The sequence below is a fragment of the Opitutus terrae PB90-1 genome (assembly GCF_000019965.1).
Taxonomy (GTDB): Bacteria; Verrucomicrobiota; Verrucomicrobiia; order Opitutales; family Opitutaceae; genus Opitutus; species Opitutus terrae.
This window is the reverse complement of record NC_010571.1, coordinates 5,253,390-5,279,101: the sequence shown is the minus strand read 5'-3', so window position 1 is coordinate 5,279,101 and position 25,712 is coordinate 5,253,390. Positions and strand designations below refer to the sequence as shown.

Sequence of the window (25,712 nt, the reverse complement as noted above, 5' to 3'; positions counted from 1 at the left end):
ACGGTTACGCCTCATCCCCTGGCTGGCCGCGCCGCTCAGTTGTGCTCGGCGCCGTGCAGGCGCTCGCGGTAGCGGCTGGGCGACTCGCCGGCAATTTTCCGAAAAACGCGGTTAAACTGGGACAGCGACTGGAATCCGGCCTCATAGGCCGCCTCGCTGACGCGCTTGTGCGGATTGAGCAGCAGATTCTTCACCTTCTCGACGCGGACGCGGGCGAGATAGTCGGTGAAGGTCATCCCGGTCGACTTCTTGAACGTCTTGCAGAAGTAGAACGCGCTCATGTTCACCGCCTGCGCGACCTGACCAAGCGAGAGATCCTCGCTCTGGTGATCCGTGATGTAGACGCGGGCGCGGGTGATCACCGGCGACTCGGCGGTCTCCTGTTTCACCAAGAGTTGGTTGCTGAGCGACGAAAGGTGCTGGGCGAAGATCGTCAGCAGCCGGACGATGGATTCATACTGCTTCTTCGTGACGACCCGCGTTTGGAAGAATGCCTCCTCGAGCTGCTGCAAGTCCACGGTGGCGCCCCAGCGGAGCAACTGCCGGGTGGTGCGCTTGAACTGGGTCTGGGTCGGCTGATGCAGCAAAATCTGACCGGTCTGCAGGAAAGCGATAAGATTCTCGCCGACGCGCACCGGCACGGCGGAATCGCAGAGCCCGGCGAAGCATTTCAGCGTCTTGGGCTCGAGCCGCGCCTCCTCCTCGACCTTGCGCTGCAACTGCAGGCAGGAGGAGCAGGATCGGTTCGAACTCGCCATCAATGAACAGAATGGGTTTTCCTTCGGATCGCCGTGGTGCGGCAGGTCGAACGCCTCGACCGCACGCAGGTTGATGGGCAGCCCCGTCGTCTCACGGAAGGCCTGCTCGTAGTCGCGATAGATCCGCGACTGCCGCAGCTGGTCGACCATGGCGCGAACGTCAGGTGCTCCACTCAATTCCATAAGGACAAAATATGCGTGGCGTCCGGCCACGCAATGAGGAACCCGCCAGCGGCCGAGGTCAGAAGCGCCGGCCCCGAGGCCAAGTAGTCCGGTTCACACCCGCGCGTCCGAACCGCGGCTGCGGCAAGGGTTAGGCGCCACGGTGCGCTGCGGCGGCCGCGGTGCGCGGTTCGGCGAAATGCTGGCGCTTCCGCTGCGCGAAAACCACCTGGCTTGCGTTTACAGTTGCGAGCGGAAGAGCCCGCAGAACCAATCGGCCAACTTCACGTAGGCAGGACGGGCGGCGTGTTCCTCCCACGTGTAGCGCGTCGACTGCTGGAGATCGTGTTCGAACATCCGTCGGTGCGCCCGCCCGAGCGTCGGATCGATGACGTTCAGCGCGACCTCGTCGTTGATGCTGAACGAGCGGTTGTCGAAGTTCACCGAGCCCACGGTCACGAACGTGTCGTCGACGCACATGGTTTTGGCGTGCAGCATCGCGGGCTCGTAGCGGTAGAACTCCACGCCGGCGCGCAGCAGCTCGTCCCAGCGCGAGCGGGACGCGGCTCGCCCGAATCGCGAATCGTTGTGTGCCGGTACGATCACGCGAATGCGCACTCCGCGCTGACGTGCCTCGAGCAGCATTCGCACGGCGTATTCATCGGGGACGAAGTAGGCGTGTTCGATGTCGATGCTCCGTCGCGCCGAGGCGATCGCGAGCATGTAGGACATGCGCGCCGATTCCGCGCCTTCGCCCGGGCCGCTGCTGAAGCATTGCGCGGTGGTCTGGCCCGCGCGTTCGAATTCCGGAAAGTAATCCTGCCCCAGCAGCAGCCGGCCGGTGGTTTGCAGCCAGTTTTGCGCGAAGATCGCCTGCATCTGCCGGACCGCGGGACCTTCGACGTGCACCTGCGTCTCGCGCCATCGATCGGGCTGGTCGGCGTTGCCGAGCCAACTGTCGTCGACACACATGCCGCCGGTGAAACCGATGCGGCCGTCGATCACGAGGATCTTGCGGTGCGTGCGATGATTGATGTTCGGTTTGATCTCATACCAGTGCTGCCGACCGTATTTCACGACCTCCACGCCCGCGCCGGTGAGCCGGCCTTTGTCCTCGTCGGTGAATTTGAGGGTACCCATGCCATCGAGCATCACGTGGACTTTGACGCCGGCCTCCGCGCGTTCCGCGAGGGCGGCGATGAACTCGTCGCTGATCCGGCCGGGCGCCCAGATGTAGGTTTCGAGCGTGATCGTTTTTTTTGCGCTGCGGATCGCGGCCAGCATCGGTGGGAAGAAGCCGTCGCCGTTGAGCAAGAGCTCGACCGAGTTTCCACCGGTGAACTCGGCGCCCAGCAGCGGACCGACTGCGGCCGGGAAAGCCGGATCCTCGGGACCGTAATGCAGCCGGACGGGCTCCTGCAGGATACGCGCAGATACATACCAGAAATACGCGCCGAGCAGCATCGCGATGCCGAGCGCCACGAACGTCCAGTGCCAGCCCAGTTCGTTGCGATGCGAGCGCGGTGGCCGCTCGTGCCGGGGCCCGCGGGAGGGCCGGCGCAATTTTCGGACGCGCTGCATCAGGGACGACACGGGGAAAGGGGGGGCGGCATCATGCCACCGCGGGCGGCGCGTCAGGACAGATGCGCGCCGCGGCGGTTCCCGCGCGAGCCGCGTCACCAGTTGGAGTCTAACGTGTCTAGGCAACGCGGTCCCTCGCCGGGCCGTGCTGCCGATGCAACCACACCACCGAAAACACCGAAAATCCCGCGGACGCTGGCTGGGCCTCGTCGTCCTGCTGGCTGCCGCGATTGCGATGGCGGCGTGGTTGTGGGGTGACCTCGAGTGGCGCGATCTCGTTCATACGCTGACCGAGTTCAACGCCGCGATCGTCTTCGCCCTGATGGCCACGCTGCCGATTGGCGGATTCTCGATCATGGTTGTTTACCTCGTCGCGGGGGCGAAGTTCGGGCCGGTGCTCGGTGGCATTGCCGTGGCTGGTGCGACCGCCGTGCATCTGCTCGCGAGCTTCTGGATCGCGCGCTCATTCCTGCGTCAGCCGCTGCAGCGATTCTTGGAACGCCGCGGACACCGACTGCCCCACGTCCCGGAAGGTGAAAACGCCTCCGTCGCCGCGATGGCCGTGCTGATTCCCGGCCTGCCTTATTTTTCCCGCAACTACCTGCTCGCGCTCACCGACGTGCCGTTCCGCACCTATTTCTGGGTGTGTCTGCCGCTCTACGTGGCGCGTTCCTACGTCACGATTCTGATCGGCGATCTCGGCACTGATCCGGATCGGCGGCGGCTCGCGATTCTCATCGGCGTCTATCTGCTCAAGCTGGCGGTGTGCGCGTATCTGATCTGGCGGATTCGGCGGCGGATTCGAAACGCGAAACAACAACGCGACGCCACCGCCGCGTCGCGACCGGGATCGGCCTCCACGTGAGTTCGGCTTTGCGCACAGGCTGGCAGCGGCTTCGCGATGGCAGTCCCGGCCGGCGCTTCCAGGATCGCTATCGCGCGAGTCGGCGGAGCGACCGGCGCGGGGTGATCGGACGGATCGTGCGCTTCGTCGTTGCCGGCGTGGCGGTCGCGATCGGGCTCGTACTGGTTTTCATCCCTGGGCCGGCGATCCTGTTTTTCGCGCTCGCGGGCATGCTACTCGCGACCGAATCCCGGGCGGTGGCGCGATTCCTGGACTGGTCCGAGGTGACGATTCGGCGGCTGGCGCGCGACGCGCGGTGCACGTGGCGGGCGTGGCCGCTTTGGGCGAAAATCACTGCGGCCGCGGTGGCGGTCGCTGCGGCCGGCGTGATCGCATTCGCGCTGTATCGACTGATGTTCGATTGACTGCGGCCGGAGGTCGTCAGGCGCGCGCGAACAACGTTTCCGAGGTAGGGCGGGCATTCCGCTGAACGCCGCGAGGGCGCTACCGCGGGCTGCGCACGAGCGTGGTGAAACTGCGCGCCGGCAACGCCAACGGTGCGTCGAGTGTAGGCGCGGGGGCCTCTTTGAAACCCTCGGTTTCCGTGGTGACGATCTGCCGCCACGGGCCGGCAGGCAATCCGGCGAGCTGAGCCTCGCACGCCGGACCGGTGTTCACGAGATGAACGACGAGCACGTCGCCTTTCGCGAACGCGCTGACCAGTACGTCGGGCTGGTCGCTGGAGCTGGCGACCACCTGGCCGTGGCGCGGCGAGAGATTGCTGAAATGCTTCAAAAAATAGAAGCGGCCAGTCGGCTCGAGGCGCTGGTCGTCGCCCACGCGGACGACCCCATAGTCTTCGGTGTATTCCCAAAAGAGCAGGGTTTGCGGCCGGGTGTCGCGCAGGAGTTCCTGATACTGGCGCGCCTCTCGGAGACCGTAGGCATAGCTGTCGAACATCCGGTTGCGCCAGGAGCCGGGATCCACGCCGGCTTCCCCGACGAGCAGCGGGAGCTGCGTCCAGTCGGCTACGTCTCCCCAGGCGCGATACTGTTGCGGCGTGCCGTTGCCCCAGCTATGAAACGATAGCGCGCGGACGTAGCGCATCGCCGCTGGATCAGCCGCGGTCGGCAGCACGTATTTGTGCGAATCGCGCGGGTTGGCCGTGTCGCCGAGCAGCAGCCGCGTCTTCAGGCCGAGCGACTCGAGATGCGCGCCGATGCGCTTGATCATGTCGCGGTGCTCGGGTCCGTTGAACCCGATGTCGACCCCGAGGTCGGGCTCGTTGAAGGAAAACATGTCGGGCTCGGCGCCGTAGTTTTTCTTCAGGTGGAGCAGATAGCTTCCGATCAGATCGAGAAATTCGGGCCAGCGTGCGTCCGCGATCTTGCGATGAAACGTGCCCGCCGGCTTCTGATTCGGATCGCTGTAGTAGCGCTCGGGCAGCCGCCAAAGGCTGATGATCCACGGCAGCCCCATCCGTTGCACGCGCTGCATCAGCTCGAAGTCGCGCACCAGTTGTGGCCCGGGCTGGTCGCGCTCGCGATCCCAAGCCACGCCCTTGAGTTCGAAGCGCGCCCACGCGTGCTCGAGATTCTCCAGCAGGTAGTCCGCGACCGGCGTCTGGGTGTTGAAACAGAAGTTTCCGCCGAACCCGTCGAACGGATAGCGCGGCGTGTGTGGATCGATCGTCACGTGCGCGAGGGACGCATGGGCACGACCGGAAAGCTTGAAGTTCACGGCGAGCTTGAACGACTCACCGTGCGGCCAGAGCCCGCCGCCGAGCCGGATCCGCACGCGATACGAGCGGTCGTCGTTCTCCCAACGGTCGGACACGGTGACCGCTCGCGGTTGATCGAGCTGGAGTTCGAGCCGCCAGTTCTGCTGCGCGTCGACGAACGCGAGCCGGTCCACGGTCGCTTGAAAAAACTGCGGATTCGATGGGCGGGTGGTGGCGAGCGCGGCCGAGGTGCCGTCGATCCGGCCGCCGGCGAACAGCGTGCGCGGCAGATCGATCACGTAGTCGACCGATTCCACCAAGAGCGGCCATGCGCGCGTCGCCGCCGCGGGCGCGCCCGCGGGCGGCGGGCCTCCGGCGGTAGCGGAGCCGACCAGCGCGACGCCGTCCTCCGCTTCCGTCCACGCGGCGGCAAACTGAGCCTGGCTGCTGTTCGCGAACGTCGACACGCCGCGCCAGCGCAGCTCACGGCCTTCGCGCCAGATCGGCGAACGCTGGTCGTGCGGTTGCAGAGAACTGCGCACGCCCTGGCCGAACTCGACCACGAACTCGCCGCGGACCGGGACTTCCGCGCCATCGCAGATCAGCGCGGTGAGCGCGCCGGCGCTGTTGTAGGTTGCGCGCTCGACGCCGCCGGCGAGCGTCGCCAGCGAGAGCCCGAGCAGGAGTGAGAGCGAGGGTCGAATCATAGGCCGAGGCCTGACGGCGGAGCGGAAAAATCGATGCAGTGAGACTCGCCGCTGCGGTGCGTCGAACCGGCAGACTAGCGCGCTGTTGGAAAATGGATCTGAGGTTGGGCGGGACCGATGGGTTCGCTGAGATTTGCCTCGATCCGCGTTCGCCCTGCCGGTCCGCCCGGCGGTCGGACCCTACCTTTTTCAACACCCTGCTAACGCGGATTGGCCGCCAAGCACGCGGCGGCGGCGGCGGCCAGAGTCGCCGGGTCCACCGGAGCCTGCAGACAGCGCATGAAGCCGTGCTTCAGCGCGAGCGAAGCGGCATCGGCGTGGTCGGCGTGCGCCAACGCGAGAGCCGGCGCGTGGGGGCGCGCGTGCGTGACTTCGTGCTCGCGTAGATCCTGCAGCAGCTCGCCGGCATCGATCGTCGGCAGCGCGAGATCGCAGACAATCACGTCGTGATATTGCCGCTCAGCCGCTTCCGCCGCAGCGGGCGCGGAATCGACGGCGGAGACGGCGGCCCCGGCGTCGTGCAGCCCCGCCGCGAGATGGTGACGAAGCTCCGCATCATCGACGACGAGTAGCACGCGGCGGCCGTGGAGTGTCTGCGCCGTACCATGGGCCTCGGGCGCCACCGCAGTGATTGCGCGCGTGGGATCGAGGGGCAGCCGGATCGTGAAGGTGGCGCCCTGGCCCGGTCCGCCGCTCGCCGCCGTAAGCACGCCGCCGTGGGCGCGGACGAGCTGCTGCGCGACGATGAGCCCATAGCCGAGCCCGGCGTCGGTACGCGGCGCTTTCGCCTGCGCGCTCGGCGGCGGGCCGGAGAACACCCGCGCGAGCCGCTCCGGGGTCAACCCCGCGCCCGTATCGTGCACGGCAATGCGCATCTCCTCGTCGTGCACGCCGACGCTGAGTTCCACGCGCCCGCCCGGGGGGGTGGCTTTGATGGCGTTCTGGAGCAGAAGCACGAGCGTCTGTTGCAGTCGGGCGCGGTCGACGGGGGCGCTGGCCGGTTCAATCTGTCGGTGCAGGGGGATTTGTTTTGCCTGGGCGGCGGGCTGCACTTGCGCGATTGCCGCCTCCACCACGGTCGCGATTTCGCCCACGGTGCGCTGCAAGGTAAACCGGCCGCTCACGATGCGCGTGGTTTCGACGAGGTTGTCGATCAGCGCCTGCAACTCCTCCGCGCTGTGCTTGATTGCAGCCAGCGCTTCCTGCAGCTGCTCGCGCTCTTCGAGCTTTTCCTCTTCGATCAGCGTGGTCCAAAGCAGGATGGCGGACAACGGGGTGCGCAGCTCGTGCGACACGCCGGAAAGAAAACGGTCGCTGCGTTCGCGGGCGGCCGCGGCTTCAGCCCGCGCGCGGTCAAGCTCGGCGCGGAGTTCCTGCAGCGGTGCGGGCGGATCGTCGGAGGCGACGGATGCAGAAGAAGGGGAAGAAAGTGGGTCCAAGCGGAGAAGAGAGGCGGAGAGTCAAGCAGCGCGGCGGCCGGCATTCAACTGTGACGAGCGCTGCCAATCGCGCGCGACTGCAGCAAAGACCCGAGAGTTGCATCGGGGTTTCACCCACCGCCGACTGCTGACACACGCCGCTGCCGCGCACGCCAGCTCATTGCAGCTTCACCTTGCCGAGGCCGTAGCGTTCGTCGCGGCGCTGAAAGAACCGCCAGTTCAACTTGAGCGAGGGTTCCCATTCGTAGCGGCCGTTGCGAGCGACAGCGGTCGTGAGGTTGAGTTCGAGCCCGGGCTGCGGGGTGAGTCCGAGCAGCGACCACGGAATGTCGGCTTCGACGGTGTAGCCCTGCGGCGTGCGCTCGATGCGGGCCTCGGGGGCGCGATTGTGATTCCACTCGATCGCTTCACCCGAGCCGCGAAACACAAAGTGAAAATCCTCGGGGCCGCGCCACACGAGACCGTCGCCTTTGGGATCGATCAGCAACTCGACGATTTCCTCGCGCTCGGGTGCAGGCGGGTTGGGCGCGGGCGTGTCGATCGCTTCCGCGTGGAAGTGCAGCGCTTCGTTGTCCCAGGTGAACGCGAAACGCAGCTCGAGCAGCGGATCGTCGGGGCGCACGTCTGCGGGCGAGTCCTTGAATTCCAGTCCGGCGATCCGGGTCCATTGCCAGGCCTCGCGCGGGGTGGAAGCGGGCACCGCGACGGCCCGGCGCTCCGCGGGTTCCACGAAGGGACCGGCGAGTTCGTAGCGCCAGTAGAGCGAGGTATTCTGGCCAAATGACGCCTGCGTGAAATCGGTGATGTTGGCGCGCGTGGCGCGCACGAGCGCGTCGGCCTGGAACCAGTCGCGGACGATCTCGGGCACGAGTACGTTGGCCACGGTCGCGAGAAGGATCGCGCGATCGGCCGGGGCGGCGCTGGTGATCCAGGCCGGCGCTGGCGGCGCGTCCTTGATCCGCGCGAGCAGCTCGGCGGGGTAGTTGTCGAGTAACAGCGCGGTCGTGAGCAGATCCGGTGTCGGTCGCGGGTTGCCGTTGGCCGGCGGCGGCACGACTGCGGCCGAGTAGGCGAGTTGCGCACCGGACGCGCCGGTGATGATGCTCGATTCGTCGAGCCACAGCGACGGCCGGAGTTGGTCCGCCACGGTGCCGGGGGAGAGCACGAAGACCATGCCGCGCACCTCCGGAGTGCGGACCAGCCGGTCCCACGCGCTCGGGTCGCTCTTACCCGCGCCAATCTTGAGAAACGTCGCCAGCCGGCTCGCTGAGCCGAGCTTGGTCGAGCTGATGGTGACCTGCTCCCAGTTGATCGCCTCGAGCAGCCGGGTCGCGTCCGCTGCGAGGCTTGGCACCGCCTGGCGCAACGTCAGGAGGCTCGCCGCGTATTCGGCCACGGCGGTATCGGTGGCGGGAGGCGCGGCGGCGCTCAACAGCTCGCGCAGCTGCCGATGCGCCGACGCGCCATCCACCAGGCCCAACGCCTGCGCAGCGGGCACGGCGGTGATGCGCAGCCCCAGCGTGTCGGGCGTCACGGGCTCGTTGGCGAGCGACTGCCAGGCGGTGGCGGCGAGCTCGCGGAGTTGCTCGCGTTCGGGCCAGGTGAACGCCCGACGTTTCGACACGAAGCCGGAACGGGACAGCGCGCGCTGCACCTCGGGCGCCCGCATGAACAACGACCAGAAAAATCCCGTGCGGGCGTTTTCCGCCTGCAGAATGGTGATGCCCTGATCAATCCCGATCACGTCGGGATTGACCCAGCCCGTCTCCGGATTGAACGCATCGACGAAGCCGTAGCGCTTCCACACCCGATCGCCGTAAACGGTGCGAATGTGCCGCAGCACCATCATCGTTTCATACGGGGCGAACGGCACGGAGCCGGCGGCGGCGCACGGCACGATCGTGCCGTCGAGCGCGTTGTAAGCGGTTGTGCGCGGCGGACCGCCCCAGGCTTTGTAGCCCGTCGCGGAGTCGGACGCGGTTATCCCCCACAGCCGCTCGCCCCAACTGGAGAACTCCGTGCGCAGGTCCATGCAGAACCTTCGCTGCGCGAGCGTCGCGAGGACGGAGTTTTGGTAATAATCGACAAACGCGTCGCGTCGGTCGCGAAAGTCCACATAGGCGTGCGCGAACTGGTGGATGAAGAGCGGCGGCCCTTGCATGAAATGATAGCCGGCGTAGGTGCCCGCGGGCAGACGCTTCCACGCATGCCAGTAGCTTGGCTCGAGCGCATTGGCCGGCGCGCCCATCGCCAGGAAACTCATCATCATGTGTTCCGAATAGATGCGCCAGCGGTAGCGCGAGAAACCGGTCTCGTCGTGCCAGCCCATCGAGACCGTGTCGCCGCCGTTGAGAAACCAGCGCCAGTCGACGTCGCGATACAGCCGGTTCACCAGGTCCGTGATCTCGGGATCCTGAAAGTATTCCCGCGCGATGATGGCGCCGGCGAGGAAGAGGCCGGTGTCGATCGAGGAGATCTCGCACTGCCAGGCGCGCGCGCCGGTCTCCATTTCCATGAAATGGTAGAAAAATCCGTGGCGCCGCGGCGCCTGGTTGGCGAGGAAGCGCAGCATCAGTCGCACGCGCTCCAGCGCTTCGTCGCGCTCGACCCAGCCGCGGTGTGCCGCGAGCGCCCACGAACTCAGCGCGAAGCCCGAGGCCGCGATGCTGGCCTTGCCCTCGCTCGGCGAGCCGTCCGCCCGCGCCCGGTCGCGGACCAAACCGGTTTCGGGATGCGTCTGCTCGACGAAATATAAAAACGACGCGCGCTGGATGTCGTCGAGCAGGGCGTGGTCGTCCTCACTGAGGATCGCGCCGGGCCGCGCGCCGGAAAGGTTGGGGTGTCGCAGCGGCTGTGCCGCAAGTTCCAGCACCCCCGTGGCGATGAGGATCGCTGCCAAAACGCAGCGCGGCCATCGGGCAGAGGGGAGCGAAGAACAAAAAGGCATAGACGCAGAGCGTGACACGCAGGCAGCTGCCGCGACCGCGCGGGAAGCGGGCCCGGCGGAGGCGGGCGATCCCCGACGGCCGGCCCCGAGAGCGGGACCCGCCTAAGCGTCAGTAATTCTGCCAACGTTCAATAGAACGCGCGGAGGGCAACCAGTTCGGGTGAGAAATTTTCCGATGAAGCTGACATATCGCCGTGGTCCGCGGGGGCGCACGGTGTGTGCCTCAAGCTGTTTAGGCGTGAACGTGCGCAGCGGTAAACCGGCCCATCAATTCGGCGCGCGCCAGAACGTGGCCCTCGAGCGCCTGCTCGACCTCGCGGCGGGTCGCGCCCCGCGGGAGCGCGAGCCGGCCATCCAGTGCAAACGCGTGGAAGAAGTAGCGGTGCGTGCCGGACGGCGGACGCGGACCGCCATAGCCGACCTCGCCCCAGTCGTTGCGACCGGGAGTGCCGCCGGGCACGTGATTCTCGGTGAGCACGCCGACGTTCGGTTCGAGGTTGAACAACACCCAGTGGGTGAACACGCCACGCGGCGCGTCGGGATCATCCATGATCAGGGCGAGGCTCTGCGTCGGAGCGGGCACGTCGCTGAACAGCAACGGCGGGCTGACGTTGCCTCCTTCGCGGGAGAAACGGTCGGGCAGGGATTCGCCAAAACGAAAAGCGGAACTCGTGAGTTGCATAAGCAAGCGAGAAAAAGGTTGTCAGGAGGATGCCGGTCGGCCGTCGCGGTCGGCCGGAACTACGGCAAGTTTATGCAGCGGGCGCACCTTCTCCATCGAGCGATTCTGGAGCGCGCTCTGGGGAAAAATGCGCAGCCTCGGTCGTGGGGACACCCGGGCGCATCTCGGTTTCCAGCACACTCACGGGCGAGACGCCGGACCCATGGACGAGGCCTTCCGCCCAGGCCGGCAGAACGACCCGCGTGGCGCTCACCCCCGCGCGGCATTTGAAGATTGCGGCGGCAGCTGATCCGGGTTGAATCGAGGCATGCCGCCGGAGCTCGCGTCCGGCACCGACGATGCCCTATCAATTCACACAGACCGATGAGTTTGTGCTCATCGAGTGGTGCGGTGAGATGACCGACGAGGACTTGGTCGCGTTGGGTCGACAGATGCCACAAATTGCCACGAAAATCGGGTATGCGCCCAACGTGCTGCACACGTTCGATCAGGTGACTGGGGCGCAAATCAAGCCCTGGTCCATCTTCGAGCATTCGCTGCGGCAAAAGCGTCTGCGGCTGAAAAACCCGATCAAATGCGCGTGGGTCGTGCACACGCCGGAAGTGCGGCGCATGGGCCAGCTCGCGCAGGAGTTGAACCGCAACCCGAATCTCACCCTCGAGCTGTTCGATACGCTCGCAGCCGCGAAAACGTGGCTGCGCACGGCAACGAAAGCGAAAAAGTCGGCCCGGGCGGTGGTCCGCGCCCCCGCGTCCAGCGGCGCGGAGTAAGCGGCGTATCGGACGGGAAAGCGGAACTCGCGTCTGATGCGCGCACCCGCGCGCGGCGGCACCGTTTCCGCCCACGGACCGCGTCGTAACCGATGCGGCTACGACGCGGCACGAGCGACTTGAGGGCAACGTGCTTACCTCGCGCGCGGCGGCTCAGCCCTCGCGTTTCAGCGTGAGGCTCCGTCGAGCGAGCACTTTCGCGCCCTGGCCGCTCATGTAGCGAATCTCCGCGGGACCGGCTTCCTTCGGTGCCGCGATCTGGGCCGGCGAGCCCGTCCTTGTGTCCGCGTAGCCCGCATACCGCCCGTCGGGCAGACTGGCCGGCACAATCGTGATGTAATCGCCCGCGTTGTTGGGGCCCTTCCACGTGACCGGCACCTTCGTACCGGCGATCGCCTCGTCGGGCGCGTCGAGCGAGATCTCCGCGGGCACGATCCGAATCGGCCGACGCGCGAGCACCTTGGAGCCCTGCCCGGTCATGTAACGGAGCTCAGCTTCGCCAGGCTCGATCAACGCGGTGATCTGCAGCGAACTGCCGCGACGTGTCTCCGCGTAATTCTGATAGCGGCCGTCGGGCGTGCCCTGCGCTACGATCGTCACGTAGTCGCCGGGATTGTTCGGACCAACCCAGGTCGCCGTGAATGCCGCGCCGGCGACCACCTGCTCCGGACCGGACACCGAGGTCTCGGGCATCACGATTTTCACGTCGCGGCGCGCGAGCACCTTGGAGCCCTGCCCAGTCATGTAGCGCAGCTCGGCGGCGCCGGCTTCGGTGGGCGCGCGCACGGAGAGCGGCGAGCCTTCCTTCGTCTCCGTGTAGTTGCCGTAGCGACCGTCCGGCGTGTCTTTCGCCACGATGGTGATGTAGTCCTGCGCATTGTTGGGACCGGTCCAGGTCACTTCGATCGCCTTGCCGAGCTCCACTTCCTCCGGGGCGCTCAAGGTGGCGGTGATTGGCAACACCTCGATCGCAGCGTGCCCGAGGACGGTATGAGATGCGGCGGTCACATACCGGACCTCGTAGGCGCCTGTCTCCATGGGGGCCGTGAGCTCGAGCGGGGTGCCGCGGCGCGTATCCACGTAGTGCCCATACTCCGCCGCCTGCGCCTCCGGCCGGACGATCGTAACGTAGTCGCCCGCGTTGTCGGGACCGGTCCACTCGACGTGAAAGGCGGCGCCAGCCGCAACCTGCGCAGGCACCTTGACCGTGGCAGGCGAGAGCACTTCAGGCTTCGGGCCTGTCGCCGGTGCGGGCGCGGCGGGCGTGGAGGAGGAGGTGGTGGTGGGGGTGGCTGGCGCGGACTGCGCGGCGGCGGTGGCTTGGGGCGTGGCGGGGTGCCCGCAGCGGATCAGCAGCAGCGCGGCCAGACCGAGCAGAAGCAACAGGATGACGGCCAGCAGCCGTCGAGCGCGGGAAGACATGGGAAGGAATGCTCCACGCGCCGCGCGAGCGACCGGGGAGCCTCTGGGGGAGGAGATTGTTCAGATTATTCGAACGCGTTGCCGAACCAGTTCTGGTAATGCAGGCCCAGCACTGGCACCGGCTTGCGCTCGCCCTGGATCGCGGCGAGCAGCCCGCTGATCCACAGCACCAGCAGCCCCACCCAAAGCGCCATGCTCAGCAGCCAGCCGAGGTAGGGAATGAATGCGAGCACCGTGCCGACGAACATCATCGCGATCGACGTCAGCATCAGCCCGAGCGACTGGCGGAGGTGAAACGCACCGAGCGTGGTTTTTTTGGAATTGTGCAGCACGATGGCGACGATGAAGCCGATCAAGGTGAGATAGCTGACGATCGCGGTCGTCTTGTCTTCAGCGGCAACCGCCGCGGGCGAGAGAGGGGAGGAGGTCATGGGAATGTGGTGGTGAGTGGTTGGACGGAAAACACGGGCGCCGTCCGTGGCGCGGCGCTTCCCGTTTGGAACGCGGCGATCTTATCAGCTGCGACGTTTCCGGCCTATTCGCCTTTCGGCTAAGGGGAGCCGACGGAGCCGTGGGGCGCGCTTTTCCTTACGATCCCTGGCAGAGGCCCCAAAAAATCCGGCTTGCTATTACGCAAAACGGCGAAATAGTGACGCGGCATCGTGGCCACCCACAACACCAAACAACGCAAGCAGCACGCGGCCGTCTTTAAGGCGCTCGGCCATCCGGCGCGGTTGCGGATCGCCGAGGAACTGCTCGCGGGTGAACGCTGCGTTTGTGAGCTCGTTGACATCTCGGAGGGAGGCTGGTCCACGGTGTCGCGGCATCTGTCGGTGCTGAAAACCGCCGGCGTGGTGGAGGACGAGAAACGTGGATTGCAGGTGTATTACCGGCTGGCACTGCCCTGTGTCGGCACCTTCCTCGACTGCCTCCGCAGCGGGTCCAGCGAGACAGCGGTTCGTCCCGCTGCCAAGGCCGGGGCGAAGCCCTGCGGGTGCGTGTGAGTTTTTGCCCACTATTACGCGTTTCCGCCAAATAGCGGACAATTTTGATCATGTCTGCCCAGCCCGATTCAGCGACGACTGCATCCACACCGGCATCGCCGTCTCTTGATGGCATTGCGCCGGACATCGCCCAGGTCGGCGGCCGCCCGACGCGCAGTTTCCCGTACGCCCGGCTGGGTCTCGCGCTCGTCGGACTCGTGGGCTGGTGGCTGGTGTATCGAAACCTCGCGCCGGCGTCCCGCTGGCTGACTTACCAAGTCTTCGGGCTGGAGCGCGACTCCGCCCTCGGTTCAGCGGTCGAGTTCTTCCTCTACGACACGCCGAAGGTGCTGCTGCTGCTGGTGCTGGTCGTCTTCGGCGTGGGCGTGGTGCGCACCTTCTTCACTCCCGCCCGCACGCGTCGGCTGCTGGCGGGACGGCGGGAATCGGCTGGCAATGTCTTCGCGGCGCTCCTGGGGACCGTCACGCCGTTCTGCTCGTGTTCGGCCGTGCCGCTGTTCATCGGGTTCGTCACTGCCGGAGTGCCCTTGGGCGTGACGTTTTCGTTCCTCATTTCGGCGCCGCTGGTTAATGAGGTCGCGCTGGTCCTGCTGTTCGGGATGTTCGGCTGGAAGGTGGCCGCGCTCTATCTTGGCATGGGTTTGCTCGTGGCAATTGCCGCCGGTTGGACGCTGGGCCGGTTGAAACTCGAGCGGCACGTCGAACCGTGGGTATTTGAAAACCTCTCCGGCACCGGCGCATCAGGTGGCGACGACGGCGCTCCGATAGCCTGGTCCGATCGCGTTCGCGCGGGCGTAACCGCGGTGCGTGAGATCGTTGGCAAAGTCTGGATCTACGTGCTGCTCGGGATCGCGGTCGGCGCGGGCATCCACGGCTACGTCCCCGAGAACCTCATGGCCTCGATCATGGGCCGCGACGCGTGGTGGTCCGTCCCGCTCGCGGTGCTGCTCGGCGTGCCCATGTACACGAACGCCGCGGGCGTCATTCCGGTTGTGCAGGCGCTGCTCGGCAAGGGCGCCGCGCTGGGCACGGTGCTGGCGTTCATGATGGCGGTGATCGGCCTGTCGCTGCCGGAGGCGATCATCCTGCGCCAGGTGCTGAAGCCGCGCCTGATCGCGGCGTTTTTTGGCGTGGTGGCGAGCGGCATTCTGCTCGTGGGCTACCTTTTCAACGCGCTGCTCTGACTATTTTCCAACTCGTTCTGCCATGAAAAAAATCCAGATCCTCGGCACCGGCTGTGCCAAGTGCCAGAAACTCGCGGCGGTCGCTGACGAGGCCGCCAAGTCGCTCGCGGTCCCCTACGAACTCGAGAAGGTCACCGACCTCAAACAGATCATGAGCTTTCGCGTGCTGAGCACGCCGGCGCTCGTGGTCGACGGCGTGGTGAAGCTGTCCGGCCGCGTGCCGACGCTGGATGAGGCCAGGCAACTCGTCCGCTGAGCAGGCGAATCTCGAACCACCGCGAATCTTCCCAGCTCTTCAACATGAGCGCTCCTTCGATTGGTTTTATTGGCGGCGGCCGCGTCGCCCGCATTTTCCTCCTCGGCTGGACCCGCGCGCAGAAACTGCCGGCGCGCATTGTCGTCGCTGACCCGAATGCCGATGCGCTCACCCAACTCCGCGCGCAGTTCCCGGCGATCGAAACGACCACGGACCTTACGGCCGCTGCCGCGCAGGGCGTGGTCTTTCTCGCGACCCATCCGCCGGTGCTCGCCGACGCCGCCGGCCGCGCTGCAGCGGCCCTCAAGCCGACGGCGATCCTCGTTTCACTCGCGCCGAAATTCCCGATCGCGAAGCTGAGCACATTGCTGGGCGGATTCGCACGGATCGCGCGCTCCAATCCGAACGCGCCGTCGGTGGTCGGTGCCGGCTTCAATCCGCTCGCCTTCGGCTCGGCGCTCACGGCGGCCGATCGCGACACGGTGCGCGCGCTGTTCGCGCCGCTCGGGGACAGTCCTGAAGTGGCCGAGGAGAAAATCGAGGCCTATGCCGTCTTCACCGCAATGGGGCCGACCTACTTGTGGTTCCAGATGCAGGCGCTGCGCGAACTCGCGGTCACGTTCGGGCTCACCCCCGCCGAAGCCGACGTCGGGCTGAAGCGGATGACCTGCGGCGCCGCGCGGACGCTGGTGGATTCCGGACTCGCGCCCACCGACGTGATGGACCTCGTGCCCGTGAAGCCGCTCGCCGAAATGGAGCCGCAGGTGCTCGAACTCTATCGCACACGGCTGCCCGCGCTTTTTCAAAAGATCAAACCATAGCCGGCCATGCGAATCGCCCTGTTGATGTTCACGCTCCTCTGCGGTGCCGCGCTGCTGCACGCCGAAGAAACGAAGCCGGCGCCCGCGCCACCGGCTTTGCCCCGGCTCCTCGACCTCGGCGCGGGAAAATGCATTCCGTGCAAACGCATGAAGCCGATCCTCGCCGAGCTCACGCGCGAGTATGCGGACCAGTTCACCGTGGTCTTCATCGACGTGTGGGAAGACAACGCGGCGGCAGAGCCTTATGGCATCCGGCTGATCCCGACACAGATCTTCTACGCGGCGGACGGCCAGGAGCTGTTTCGCCACGAGGGGTTTTATGGGAAGAAGGAGATTCTGGCGAAGTGGCGAGAACTCGGCGTCGCGTTGAAGGAACCCGCAACCGCGAAGAACGAATAAGCCGATGGACGCACTGTTCGTCTGGTTGAGCGACGCGATGACCGGTGCGCCGTGGCTCGCGGTCGTCGCGGCGGCGGGGTGGGGCATGGCCAGCCTTGTGCTCAGCCCGTGTCACCTGGCCAGCATTCCGCTCGTGGTGGGATTTATCGCGCAGCGGGACGAGACCCTGCCGCGCCAGGCGCTTGGCGTCGCGTTGCTCTTCGCGCTCGGAATTCTCGTCTCGATCGCGGCGATCGGCGGCGTCACGGCTGCGGCCGGAAGAATGTTGGGCGATATCGGTCCGTGGACCGGCTACCTCGTCGCTGCGGTGCTGGTGGCGGTGGGGCTGCATCTCCTCGGGTGGCTGAAGCTGCCGTGGGAACGGACGATGGCCCTGCCGCGCTACCAGGGCCCGGCCGCGGCCTTCCTGCTCGGGCTGGTTTTCGGTCTCGCCCTGGGACCGTGCACCTTCGCCTACCTCGCGCCCGTGCTGGGCGTGGTTTTTGGCGTGGCCCGCGCGCAGCCGCTCTTTGCCGCGCTGCTGGTGCTGGCCTACGGCCTCGGTCACTGCGTGTTGATCGTCGCCGCCGGCGTGTTCACCCAGAAGGTTCAACGCGTCCTCGACTGGCATGGAGCCTCACGCGGTGCGGTCTGGTTACGCCGCAGCAGCGGCGTGCTGGTGCTGGTGGGCGCGACGTGGCTGGTCTATTCCGCCGGATGAGCGCGGACGTTTCCACTCGCGGTCATGACGATTTCACCCGGCTGTGGGCCGCGCATCGCGACGCCGTGCGCCAACTCTTGACCCGGCTGGCACCGGCCGCCGAGATCGACGATCTGCTCCAGGAAACTTTCGTGAAAGCAGCGCGCGCGCTGGCTTCGTTTCGCGGCGAGTCCGAGATCGGCACGTGGTTGCATCAGATCGCGCACCGTACGGTGCTCGATCATCTGCGCAGCCGGCGGCATCATGAAGCGCAGCGAACGGAATCGCTGACCAAAGAGGACCGCGAGGAAACGGGCGCATCGGCTCCGCCGGAGGCGTTGGTGGCGCAGGCCGAAGCTTCGAGCCGGCTCGAGCAGCAGGAAATGCACGGCTGCATCCGCGAATATGTGGACCGGCTCGCGCCCTCGCATCGCGAAGTGATCGCGCTCAAGGATCTCGAAGGGCTGACCAACCTCGAAATCGCCGCGGGGCTGGGGATCAGTGTCGCCGCGGCAAAAATCCGACTGCATCGCGCGCGCATCGCGCTCCGGGGACTGCTCGCGGAAGGTTGCGAGTTTTACCAAAGCGATACCGGCACGCTCGCCTGCGATCGACGCCGGGAGGAACCGCCTGTATCTCCGTCCCTCGCGATTCCGTCCAAGGAACCACAGCCCGATCTTGTCGCAGGTCGCGACGAGCCGCCCGGGCGAAACTCAAACGATCAAACGATCATGTCTGTGGTCTCCTCCTCCTGCTGTTCCACTCCTCAACCTGGCGTGCCGGCCATGCCCGCCGCGATGTCCTCCTGCTGCGCCACGCCGTCAGCTGCCGCTTCGGGCATCCCGGCCGCGATGTCCTCGTGTTTTGCCGATCCGCGCGCGACGGCGTCGGCGACGCCCACGCCCAGCCTCTACAACGCGGTCACCGCCGAGTTCGTGGCCATCGGGGCGGCGATCGGCGCCAACTGCGAACCGTGCCTGCGCCATCATACGCGTGAAGCGATGAAGCTGGGCATTTCCGCGGCGGACATTGCCAAAGCGGTCGCGTTCGCCGCCACGGTGAAGGAAACACCGGCGCGCAACATCCTGAAGCTCGCCGAACGACTCACCCAGGAAGGTGGCGAGGCCAATGCGACCGGGCCGAGTGCGAGCGGCTGCGGCTGTTCCGCCTGACCTTGGCGGATCCTGCCGCTTTCAGGACCGGCACCCTGAGGCAAGATGGTGGCGCGAGCAAACACCCTCAGGGTGCCGGCGCCCAACGAGATCGGCGGAATCGTCAGCCGGAGCTTGCCAAGCGGGCGGCCCGGCTGTTCGCTTGAACATGTGTTCAAGAGAACACATCCGCCATGCTCACCGAAAAACAGGAAGCCATCCTTGATTACATCCGCAGCGTGCAGGCCCAGCGCGGAGTGCCGCCGAGCACGCGCGAGATCCAGCGGCACTTCGGCTACGAGAGCCAGAATGCGGCGATGAACCACCTGCGCGCGCTCGCGCGCAAAGGCCAGTTGCACCAGGTCGACGGCGCCACGTGGGGCCTGAAGGTCAGCGAGGTGCAGGGACATTTCGAGCTGCCGATCTACGGCACGATTCCCGCCGGTGTGCCGTCGATGCAGGAGCAGCAGCCGAAGGAAACGATCACGTTCGATCCGGCGGTCTTTCGACTCCGCCGGCCCGAGCGGCTCTGGGGCCTGGAGGTGCACGGCGATTCGATGATCGACGCGCACATCCTCGATGGGGACATCGCCGTGCTCGAGCGCCGCGAGGCCAAGCCGGGCGACATCGTGGCGGCGCTGGTGGACGAGACCACCACCACGCTCAAGCGGCTCGCGTATGTGAAGGGCAAGCCGGTGCTGAAGCCGGAGAACGCGCGTTACGCGCTCATCGTGCCGAAGGACCGGCTGGAAATCCAAGGCGTGTTTGTCGGGCTGATCGGCCGCGCGAAACGGTGAGCAAGTTATCGAAACAGAACCACAGATGAACACACATGCACACAGATGCCGGGTTCCCTTCCCTATCTGGGTCCATTTGTGTTCATCTGTGGTTGCGCAGCTTGAGCCGACGCTTCGCCGTGAAACCCGGTTCGCTGCCGGCCTACCACCCTGGGCGCAGCAAGACTGCGCCCCAGACACCGCGCCGTAACCCACCTTCGCCGAGCCTAGGGTGAGCTAGCCGGCCCGACGCCATTCCAATCCGATGCTCGCTCCGCTTTCCGATGTCTCGTCCCGTCGCCAAACTCTCGTCGCTGCGCCAGCTCCTCTCGGAGCGGTTTCCTCGCGCCGCGCGCGGCGACACGCGCACGCTGCCGACGGGTGTGCCGGCGATTGACGACGGCGTGGGCGGGCTGCCGTGCGGCGCGGTGACGGAGATCGTGTGCGCGGCGCCGAGCTGCGGCAGTCAGCTTTTGCTGGGTGAACTGTTGCGGGTGACGCGTCATGAGCGTGGCCGCGTGGCGCTGGTCGACGGCCACGACAGCTTCGATCCGGCATCGTGGCCGGGCGAATGGCTGCAGCATCTGGTGTGGGTGCGCTGTTGCGACACGGCGATGGCGCTGCATGCGGCGGATATCCTCACGCGCGACGCAAACCTGCAACTCGTGGTGATCGATCTGCGGCTTGCGCCACTGGCGGAGCTGAAACGCACGCCGGCGCAGTTCTGGTATCGGCTGCAGCGCTCGACCGAGCCGTCGGACCTCGCGCTGGCAGTGTTCACGCCGCAGGCGACCGTGCCCAGCGCGCGGCTGCGATTGGAGTTGGCGCAGTCGCATGATTTCACCGCCTTGAGCAGCGACCGGCTGCAACTCGCCGCCGCGCTGACGCCGGCGGTGCAACGGCAACGACAGATCGCAGCGAGCGGGTGAGGTGACGTCATGCGCGCGATTCAAGGGAAGGAGCGGCGGAGTTTCCCGGCCGGTGGAGCCCGGCGGCTCCGCCAGGCTGAAGGAGGTGGCTGGCCGCCAGCCGGCCGGGACGGCGGGTTTTCACCTCAAGGTCGGCTTTATCTGCTGTGCAGGTGGAGCACGTTTGCCCTCAGCGCGCTGGGCGAGTCGTACCTTTCGGAACGCGCGTTGAGGGCAAGGCGCGCCACGTAAACACGGGTTGAGCCATGTTCGCCGTTCTCCATCTTTCCGATTTTGCCCTGCAGGCCGTGTTGCGGCTCGAACGCGAGCTCGTCGGCCGGCCCGTGGGATTGCTGGACGAGACCCTCCGGCCGCCGGCCATCGTGGCATGCACGCCGGAAGCGCGGGCGAGCGGAGTCGAAGCGGGGCTGACGGCCGCGCAGGCGATGGCACGTTGTGCCGGGATCACGTTGCGCAACGCGAATCCTGCCGCGGAGACCGAAGCGCGTGCGGCACTGCTCGCGGCGGCGTTTTCCATCTCGCCGCACGTCGAGGACACCGCGCCGGGCGTGGGCACGATGCAGGTCGGCGGGTTGGCGGAGGAACGTCGTGTGCCGGCACTGCACGCCGCGGTGACGCAACTGCATGGACTCGGGCTCGTCGCGACCGCGGGGTTGGCTGCGACGCCGCTGCTGGCGCTGTATGCGGCGCGGTTCGGACAATATCACAATTCCGCTGCGCGGGTAGGGCGAGGCGTCTCGCCGAGCCGTGAGCTCCAGCGGCTCGCTGAGGACGGCTCGCCCTACCTGCTCGGAGGCAGCGGCCTGCCGCTACGGAATGAAATTGTTCACCTTGCTCCGGGCACCGAACGCATGTTTCTGCGTGATCTGCCGCTGGCGGTGGCGGAGCCGCTGCCGGAAACGGCGGAGATCCTGGCCGGCTGGGGCATTCGCACGTTGGGCGAGCTGACGGCGCTGACGAAGGCGGACGTGACACAGCGACTCGGGCCCGCGGGGCTCGCGTTGTGGGAACGCGCAGCGGGCGAGGTGACGCGGCCGTTGCGGCTGATCGCGCCCACGCAGCGCTTCGCCGCCGAGCTGACGCTGGAGCACGAGGTGGAAACGCTCGAACCGCTGCTGTTCGTGCTGCGGCGGTTTATCGACCGGCTCGCGCTGGAGCTGCGCAACGCGGGCTTCGTCGCCGGGGAGCTGACGCTCACGCTGTCGTTGAGCGATGAGACGGCGCACGCGCGTGATTTCCGACTGCCGGAACCGACGGCGCAGGAGGAAATCCTGTTTCGTGTGCTGCACACGCATCTGGAAACGCTGCACACCGCTGCGACGGTCCGCGGACTGCGGCTGGAGTGCCGGCCGGTGCGGCCGCTGACGCGGCAGCACGGGCTGTTCGACAGCGCGCTGCGCGATCCGCACGGATTTGCCGAAACCTTGGGGCGCGTCGCGGCGGTGGTGGGGGCGGATCGAATCGGCACGCCGGTGGTCGCAGATACGCATCGACCGGACGCGGTGACGCTCACTGTGCCGGCGAACGTCGTGCCGCCGGTCACGCGCGAAGCGGTGCATCCGCCGGGCGGGCTGCCGCTGCGCCGGTATCGTACGCTGCTGCGCGCGACCGTGGAACTCGCCGGGGCGGCGCCAGCGTTTGTGTGGACTTCGACGCTGGCGGGCGCCGTGCAAGCCGTGGCGGGGCCGTGGCGCGGCTCGGGTGAATGGTGGGATGGCACGCGCCGGTGGGCCCGCGAGGAGTGGGATGTGGAATTCGAGACGGGCGGACTCTACCGGTTGCTGCGTACGCGCGAAGGCTGGTTCGTGGAGGGGGAGTATGACTAACCCATCTTTCCTCTTAATCATTCTCGTTCTCTTTCTCGTTCTCCCGTTCGTGCCGCAGGCGGGAGACCGGAGTGCTCGTTTCCTGACGAACGAGAACGAGAAAGAGAATGAGAACGAGAACGAGAAAGAGAACGAGGAGGAGAAATGGCGGAGGTGGGCGTGATGAGCGATTACGTCGAGCTGCACGCGAGCAGCGCGTTCAGTTTTCTGCGCGGAGCGTCGCAGCCGGAGGACCTGGCCGCGGAGGCGGCGCGGCTGGGACTGCCGGCTCTGGCGATCGCCGATCGCGACGGCGTGTATGCGGCGGCGCGGCTGTATCAGGCTGCGCGGGAATTGCAGTTGCGCGCCATCGTCGGCGCGGAGGTGACGCTGGAGGACGGCACCGCGCTGCCGCTGCTCGTGACGAACGGCACGGGCTATGCGAATCTCTGCCGACTAATCAGCACGGCGAAACTCGAGCCGCGCGAGGCGGCGGTGGTGGAGGCGTGGCGGCGCGAGCATCCGTTGGTCACGCCGGCGGACAGCCACGAGGATCCGCGGGCGCGGAAGCGACCCTGCTTCGCGACGTGGCGCGAGCTGGCGGAGCACGCGGAAGGGCTGATCGCGCTGACCGGCGATGAGGACGGGCCGGTGTTGAGCGCGTGGCGGAACCGCGGCGCCGACGCCGCGGCGGCAGTCGCCGCGCGGCTGCAGACGATCTTCGGAGCGGACCGGCTTTACGTCGAACTGCAGCGGCGCCGGCAGCGCGGCGAGGACACGGCGCTGTGCTTTCTCGCTGATCTCGCTGCGGCGCGGCAATTGCCGCTGCTCGCGACCGGAGGGGTGCGCTACGCCACGCGCGCGGAGCGGCCGATCGCGGACGTGTTCACGTGTTTGCGCGAACACACCACGCTCGACGCGGCGGGCCGGCTGCTTTCGCCCAACGCGGAGCGGCATCTGCGCTCGGGCCGCGCGATGGCCGAGTTATTTCAGGATTATCCCGAGGCGGTGGTGAACAGCCTCCGGCTCGCGGAGCGGCTGGATTTCACGCTGCAGAACCTCGATTACCGTTTCCCGGATTTTCCGGTCGGGCCCGGCGAGACGATGGAGTCCGTGCTGCGCGAGCAGACATATGCGGGCGCCCGCGAACGGATCGGCGAGCTCACGCCGAAGCTGCGCGCGCAGCTCGACCGCGAACTGGCGATGATCAACAAGCTGGGATTCCCCGGGTATTTCCTGATCGTCTGGGATATCTGCCAGTGGTGCCACCAGCGGGGGATCCTGATCCAGGGCCGCGGCTCGGCGGCGAACAGCGCGGTGTGCTACGCGCTCGGGATTACCGCGGTGAATCCACTGCGCTACCGGCTCCTCTTCGAGCGGTTCTTGAGCGAAGGCCGCGTCGGCAAGGATGGGCATCCCTCATGGCCCGACATCGATCTCGACCTGCCGAGCGGCGATTTGCGCGAGTCGGTGATCCAGGAAATCTACCAACGTTACGCGCCGCGCGGCGCGGCGATGGTGGCGAACGTGATCACGTATCGCGGTCGCAGCGCGGCGCGCGAGATTGGCAAAGTGCTCGGACTGCCGGGGGACGTGCTCGACCGGTTCTCGGCGCTTTATGCGAACGGCGATTTTCCGCACACGCTCGATCTTGCGCAGCAGGTGAAACTGTCAGGGCTTCCGGGCGGGCATCCACGGTTGCCGGCGATGCTGGCGTTGTATCGGCAGATGCAGGGGCTGCCACGGCATCTCGGTCAGCACTCGGGGGGAATGGTGTTTTGTCCCAACCGGCTCGATCGCGTCGTGCCGATCGAGAACGCGTCGATGGAAGGCCGGCGCGTGGTGCAGTGGGACAAGGACGACTGCGAGGAACTGGGCCTGGTGAAAGTCGATTTCCTCGGTCTGGGGATGATGGCGGTGCTGCAGGACGCGTTCGCGCTTTGCACGCAACGCGGAGAGCCGCTGACGCTGCACACGGTGCCGCCGGAAGATCCGGAGACCCTGGCCACGATCCGACGCGCGGATACGATCGGCGTGTTCCAGGTGGAGAGCCGCGCGCAACAGGCGACGCTGCCGCGGCTGCAGCCGCAGAACTTTTACGACGTGGCGATCGCCGTCTCCATCGTGCGGCCCGGACCGATCGCGGGCCGGGTGTCGCATCCGCTGATCAAACGCCGCGCCGGCGAGGAGAAGGTCGTTTATCTCGATGAGAGCGTGGAGCACCTGATGAAGCCGATTCTCGAGCGGACGTGGGGGGTGATCCTGTTTCAAGAACAGATGTTGGAGACGGCGATGGTGCTGGCGGGGTTCAGCGGTGCGCAGGCGGAGGAGCTACGGCGGGCGTTTGGGTTCAATCGCAACACCGCGCGGCTGAGGAAAGTGGTGGAGCAATTGCAGCTCGGGATGCGCGCGCGCGGCCACAGCGAGGCGGTGGTGCAGAAGGTGCTCGAGTCGTCGACGACGTTTGCGGGGTATGGCTTTCCCGAGAGCCACGCGATCTCGTTCGCGCTGCTGGCGTATGCAAGCACCTGGCTGAAGGTGCATCGGCCAGCGGAGTTCACTGCAAGCCTGCTCAACAACCAGCCGATGGGGTTTTACTCGCCGGCGACGCTGATCCAGGACGCGCGGCGGCACGGACTGAAGGTCAAGGCCGGGTGCGTGCAGCGGTCCAGCTGGGAGTGCACGGTGGAGGCGGACGACACGATCCGGATCGGGCTGCGCTATGTGAAGGGCCTGCGCGAAGCGAACGTGCGCGCGATGCTGGCCCAGCGTGCTGCGCGGGCGTTCACGTCGATCGATGACTGGCTGGCACGGACAAGCTTCTCGGCGGCCGAGCGACGGGCGCTGGCGGCGGTCGGAGCGTTGCGCACGCTGGCGAGCCATCGTCGTGCGGCGCTGTGGCAGGTCGAGGCGGCGTGGTCGGCCGAGGAGACATTGCTGCAACAGGCAGGGCAGGAGAGCAGTGGCACGGGCGTCTCGCCCGTGGAGTCGACTCCGGGTGACACAACAAAGGAAGATCGACAGATTATCACGAAACGGATGCCCGAATCGACCGACATGGGCGGGACGCTCATGCCACGCACAGCTACGCCGCTCGCGCCGATGACGCCGGCGGAGCGGATGCACGCGGACTTTCGCGGGATGAACCTGACGGTGGGCACGCATCCGATGGCGCTCGTGCGCGAGCGGCTGCCGGACGTGTGGCGCGCGGCCGACCTGCCGCTCGGCCGTGACGGCGAGCGCGTGAAAGTGGCCGGCAGCGTAATCTGCCGGCAGCGGCCGGGCACGGCCAAGGGGTTCGTGTTCGTGTCGCTCGAGGACGAGACGGGCATCGCGAACGTGGTCGTTTATCCCGATCTGTTCGAGCAACGGCGGATGACGATCAACGAGGAACCGGCCTTGTGCATCGTGGGGCGGATGCAGAGCGATCGCGGCGTGATTCACGTGAAGGCGGAGACGATCGAGGCGTTGAACCTGGCCGAGTTGCCGACGCAGACCTCGCACGATTTCCGGTGAAGGCGCCGCCCGCACCTCGAGCGGGCACTTTGTCGATCCTCGCTGGAGTATCTTTCCCGTTCTCCGTCTCGTTCTCTTGATCGGAGTTCGCGGGGAGAACGAGAAAGAGAACGAGACGGAAACGGGAGGTAACCCGCTGTGAGAACGCGGGTCAGTGCTC

22 protein-coding genes are annotated in these 25,712 nt (G+C 66.7%); 14 read left to right on the top strand and 8 right to left on the bottom strand.

Going from position 1 to position 25,712, the window contains the following annotated elements:
• Positions 1-35: 35 nt before the first annotated feature.
• Together OTER_RS20570 and OTER_RS20565 are read right to left on the bottom strand one after the other, a co-directional pair.
• A complete protein-coding gene (locus OTER_RS20570; protein ID WP_012376876.1) occupies positions 36-908 on the bottom strand; it encodes a helix-turn-helix domain-containing protein in 873 nt (290 codons plus the stop codon).
• Positions 909-1,160: 252 nt separating this feature from the next.
• Complete coding sequence (locus OTER_RS20565; RefSeq protein WP_202796002.1) at positions 1,161-2,513, bottom strand: phospholipase D-like domain-containing protein; 1,353 nt, start codon at positions 2,511-2,513, stop codon at positions 1,161-1,163.
• 142 nt (positions 2,514-2,655) lie between these two features.
• Here OTER_RS20565 and OTER_RS24565 point away from each other — a divergent pair, with 142 nt between their 5' ends.
• Positions 2,656-3,366 carry a TVP38/TMEM64 family protein gene (locus tag OTER_RS24565; protein ID WP_012376874.1) on the top strand — a complete coding sequence of 237 codons (711 nt, stop codon included), beginning with the start codon at positions 2,656-2,658 and terminating at the stop codon, positions 3,364-3,366.
• On the top strand, positions 3,363-3,770 hold the full coding sequence (locus tag OTER_RS20555; protein ID WP_012376873.1) for a hypothetical protein: 408 nt from the start codon (positions 3,363-3,365) through the stop codon (positions 3,768-3,770). Before OTER_RS24565 ends, OTER_RS20555 begins: the two co-directional genes overlap by 4 nt.
• A 79-nt stretch (positions 3,771-3,849) precedes the next feature.
• Here OTER_RS20555 and OTER_RS20550 read toward each other — a convergent pair whose 3' ends face one another.
• From OTER_RS20550 to OTER_RS20535, 4 genes are all read right to left on the bottom strand, one after another.
• Entirely contained in the window at positions 3,850-5,772 is a 1,923-nt protein-coding gene (locus OTER_RS20550) for a glycoside hydrolase (RefSeq protein ID WP_012376872.1), read from the bottom strand.
• A 200-nt stretch (positions 5,773-5,972) separates the two neighbouring features.
• Positions 5,973-7,211, bottom strand: coding sequence for a hybrid sensor histidine kinase/response regulator (locus OTER_RS20545; protein ID WP_052300445.1), 1,239 nt, complete (start codon positions 7,209-7,211; stop codon positions 5,973-5,975).
• Positions 7,212-7,368: 157 nt separating this feature from the next.
• Positions 7,369-10,110 carry a glucoamylase family protein gene (locus OTER_RS24560; RefSeq protein ID WP_052300444.1) on the bottom strand — a complete coding sequence of 914 codons (2,742 nt, stop codon included), beginning with the start codon at positions 10,108-10,110 and terminating at the stop codon, positions 7,369-7,371.
• Positions 10,111-10,390: 280 nt separating this feature from the next.
• Positions 10,391-10,840 (bottom strand): YbhB/YbcL family Raf kinase inhibitor-like protein, encoded by a 450-nt coding sequence (locus tag OTER_RS20535; protein WP_012376869.1) that lies wholly within the window; start codon positions 10,838-10,840, stop codon positions 10,391-10,393.
• A 338-nt stretch (positions 10,841-11,178) separates the two neighbouring features.
• Between OTER_RS20535 and OTER_RS20530 the strand changes: the two genes are divergently transcribed.
• Positions 11,179-11,610, top strand: a complete 432-nt coding sequence (locus OTER_RS20530; RefSeq protein WP_012376868.1) for a hypothetical protein — start codon at positions 11,179-11,181, stop codon at positions 11,608-11,610.
• 153 nt (positions 11,611-11,763) lie between these two features.
• Here OTER_RS20530 and OTER_RS26300 read toward each other — a convergent pair whose 3' ends face one another.
• Together OTER_RS26300 and OTER_RS20520 are read right to left on the bottom strand one after the other, a co-directional pair.
• Complete coding sequence (locus OTER_RS26300; RefSeq protein WP_012376867.1) at positions 11,764-13,032, bottom strand: hypothetical protein; 1,269 nt, start codon at positions 13,030-13,032, stop codon at positions 11,764-11,766.
• A 65-nt stretch (positions 13,033-13,097) separates the two neighbouring features.
• Positions 13,098-13,463, bottom strand: a complete 366-nt coding sequence (locus OTER_RS20520; protein ID WP_012376866.1) for a DUF4870 domain-containing protein — start codon at positions 13,461-13,463, stop codon at positions 13,098-13,100.
• Between the two features lie 231 nt (positions 13,464-13,694).
• Between OTER_RS20520 and OTER_RS20515 the strand changes: the two genes are divergently transcribed.
• The 11 genes from OTER_RS20515 (at position 13,695) to OTER_RS20465 (ending at position 25,552) form a co-directional block, all read left to right on the top strand.
• On the top strand, positions 13,695-14,036 hold the full coding sequence (locus OTER_RS20515; protein ID WP_012376865.1) for an ArsR/SmtB family transcription factor: 342 nt from the start codon (positions 13,695-13,697) through the stop codon (positions 14,034-14,036).
• 50 nt (positions 14,037-14,086) lie between these two features.
• On the top strand, positions 14,087-15,220 hold the full coding sequence (locus tag OTER_RS20510) for a permease (RefSeq protein WP_012376864.1): 1,134 nt from the start codon (positions 14,087-14,089) through the stop codon (positions 15,218-15,220).
• Positions 15,221-15,242: 22 nt separating this feature from the next.
• Positions 15,243-15,476: a thioredoxin family protein gene (locus OTER_RS20505; RefSeq protein ID WP_012376863.1), complete on the top strand. Its 234-nt coding sequence runs from the start codon at positions 15,243-15,245 to the stop codon at positions 15,474-15,476.
• Positions 15,477-15,520: 44 nt separating this feature from the next.
• A complete protein-coding gene (locus tag OTER_RS24555) occupies positions 15,521-16,297 on the top strand; it encodes a pyrroline-5-carboxylate reductase family protein (protein WP_012376862.1) in 777 nt (258 codons plus the stop codon).
• A 6-nt stretch (positions 16,298-16,303) separates the two neighbouring features.
• Positions 16,304-16,696, top strand: coding sequence for a thioredoxin family protein (locus OTER_RS20495; protein ID WP_012376861.1), 393 nt, complete (start codon positions 16,304-16,306; stop codon positions 16,694-16,696).
• A 4-nt stretch (positions 16,697-16,700) separates the two neighbouring features.
• Positions 16,701-17,396: a cytochrome c biogenesis CcdA family protein gene (locus OTER_RS20490; RefSeq protein ID WP_012376860.1), complete on the top strand. Its 696-nt coding sequence runs from the start codon at positions 16,701-16,703 to the stop codon at positions 17,394-17,396.
• Positions 17,393-18,547 (top strand): sigma-70 family RNA polymerase sigma factor, encoded by a 1,155-nt coding sequence (locus tag OTER_RS24550; protein ID WP_012376859.1) that lies wholly within the window; start codon positions 17,393-17,395, stop codon positions 18,545-18,547. Before OTER_RS20490 ends, OTER_RS24550 begins: the two co-directional genes overlap by 4 nt.
• Positions 18,548-18,720: 173 nt before the next feature.
• Positions 18,721-19,323, top strand: a complete 603-nt coding sequence (gene lexA, locus OTER_RS20480) for a transcriptional repressor LexA (RefSeq protein WP_012376858.1) — start codon at positions 18,721-18,723, stop codon at positions 19,321-19,323.
• Between the two features lie 263 nt (positions 19,324-19,586).
• On the top strand, positions 19,587-20,231 hold the full coding sequence (locus OTER_RS20475) for a RecA family protein (RefSeq protein ID WP_012376857.1): 645 nt from the start codon (positions 19,587-19,589) through the stop codon (positions 20,229-20,231).
• A gap of 245 nt (positions 20,232-20,476) precedes the next feature.
• Complete coding sequence (locus tag OTER_RS20470) at positions 20,477-22,057, top strand: DNA polymerase Y family protein (protein WP_012376856.1); 1,581 nt, start codon at positions 20,477-20,479, stop codon at positions 22,055-22,057.
• 144 nt (positions 22,058-22,201) lie between these two features.
• A complete protein-coding gene (locus OTER_RS20465) occupies positions 22,202-25,552 on the top strand; it encodes a DNA polymerase III subunit alpha (protein ID WP_012376855.1) in 3,351 nt (1,116 codons plus the stop codon).
• Positions 25,553-25,712 lie beyond the last annotated feature (160 nt).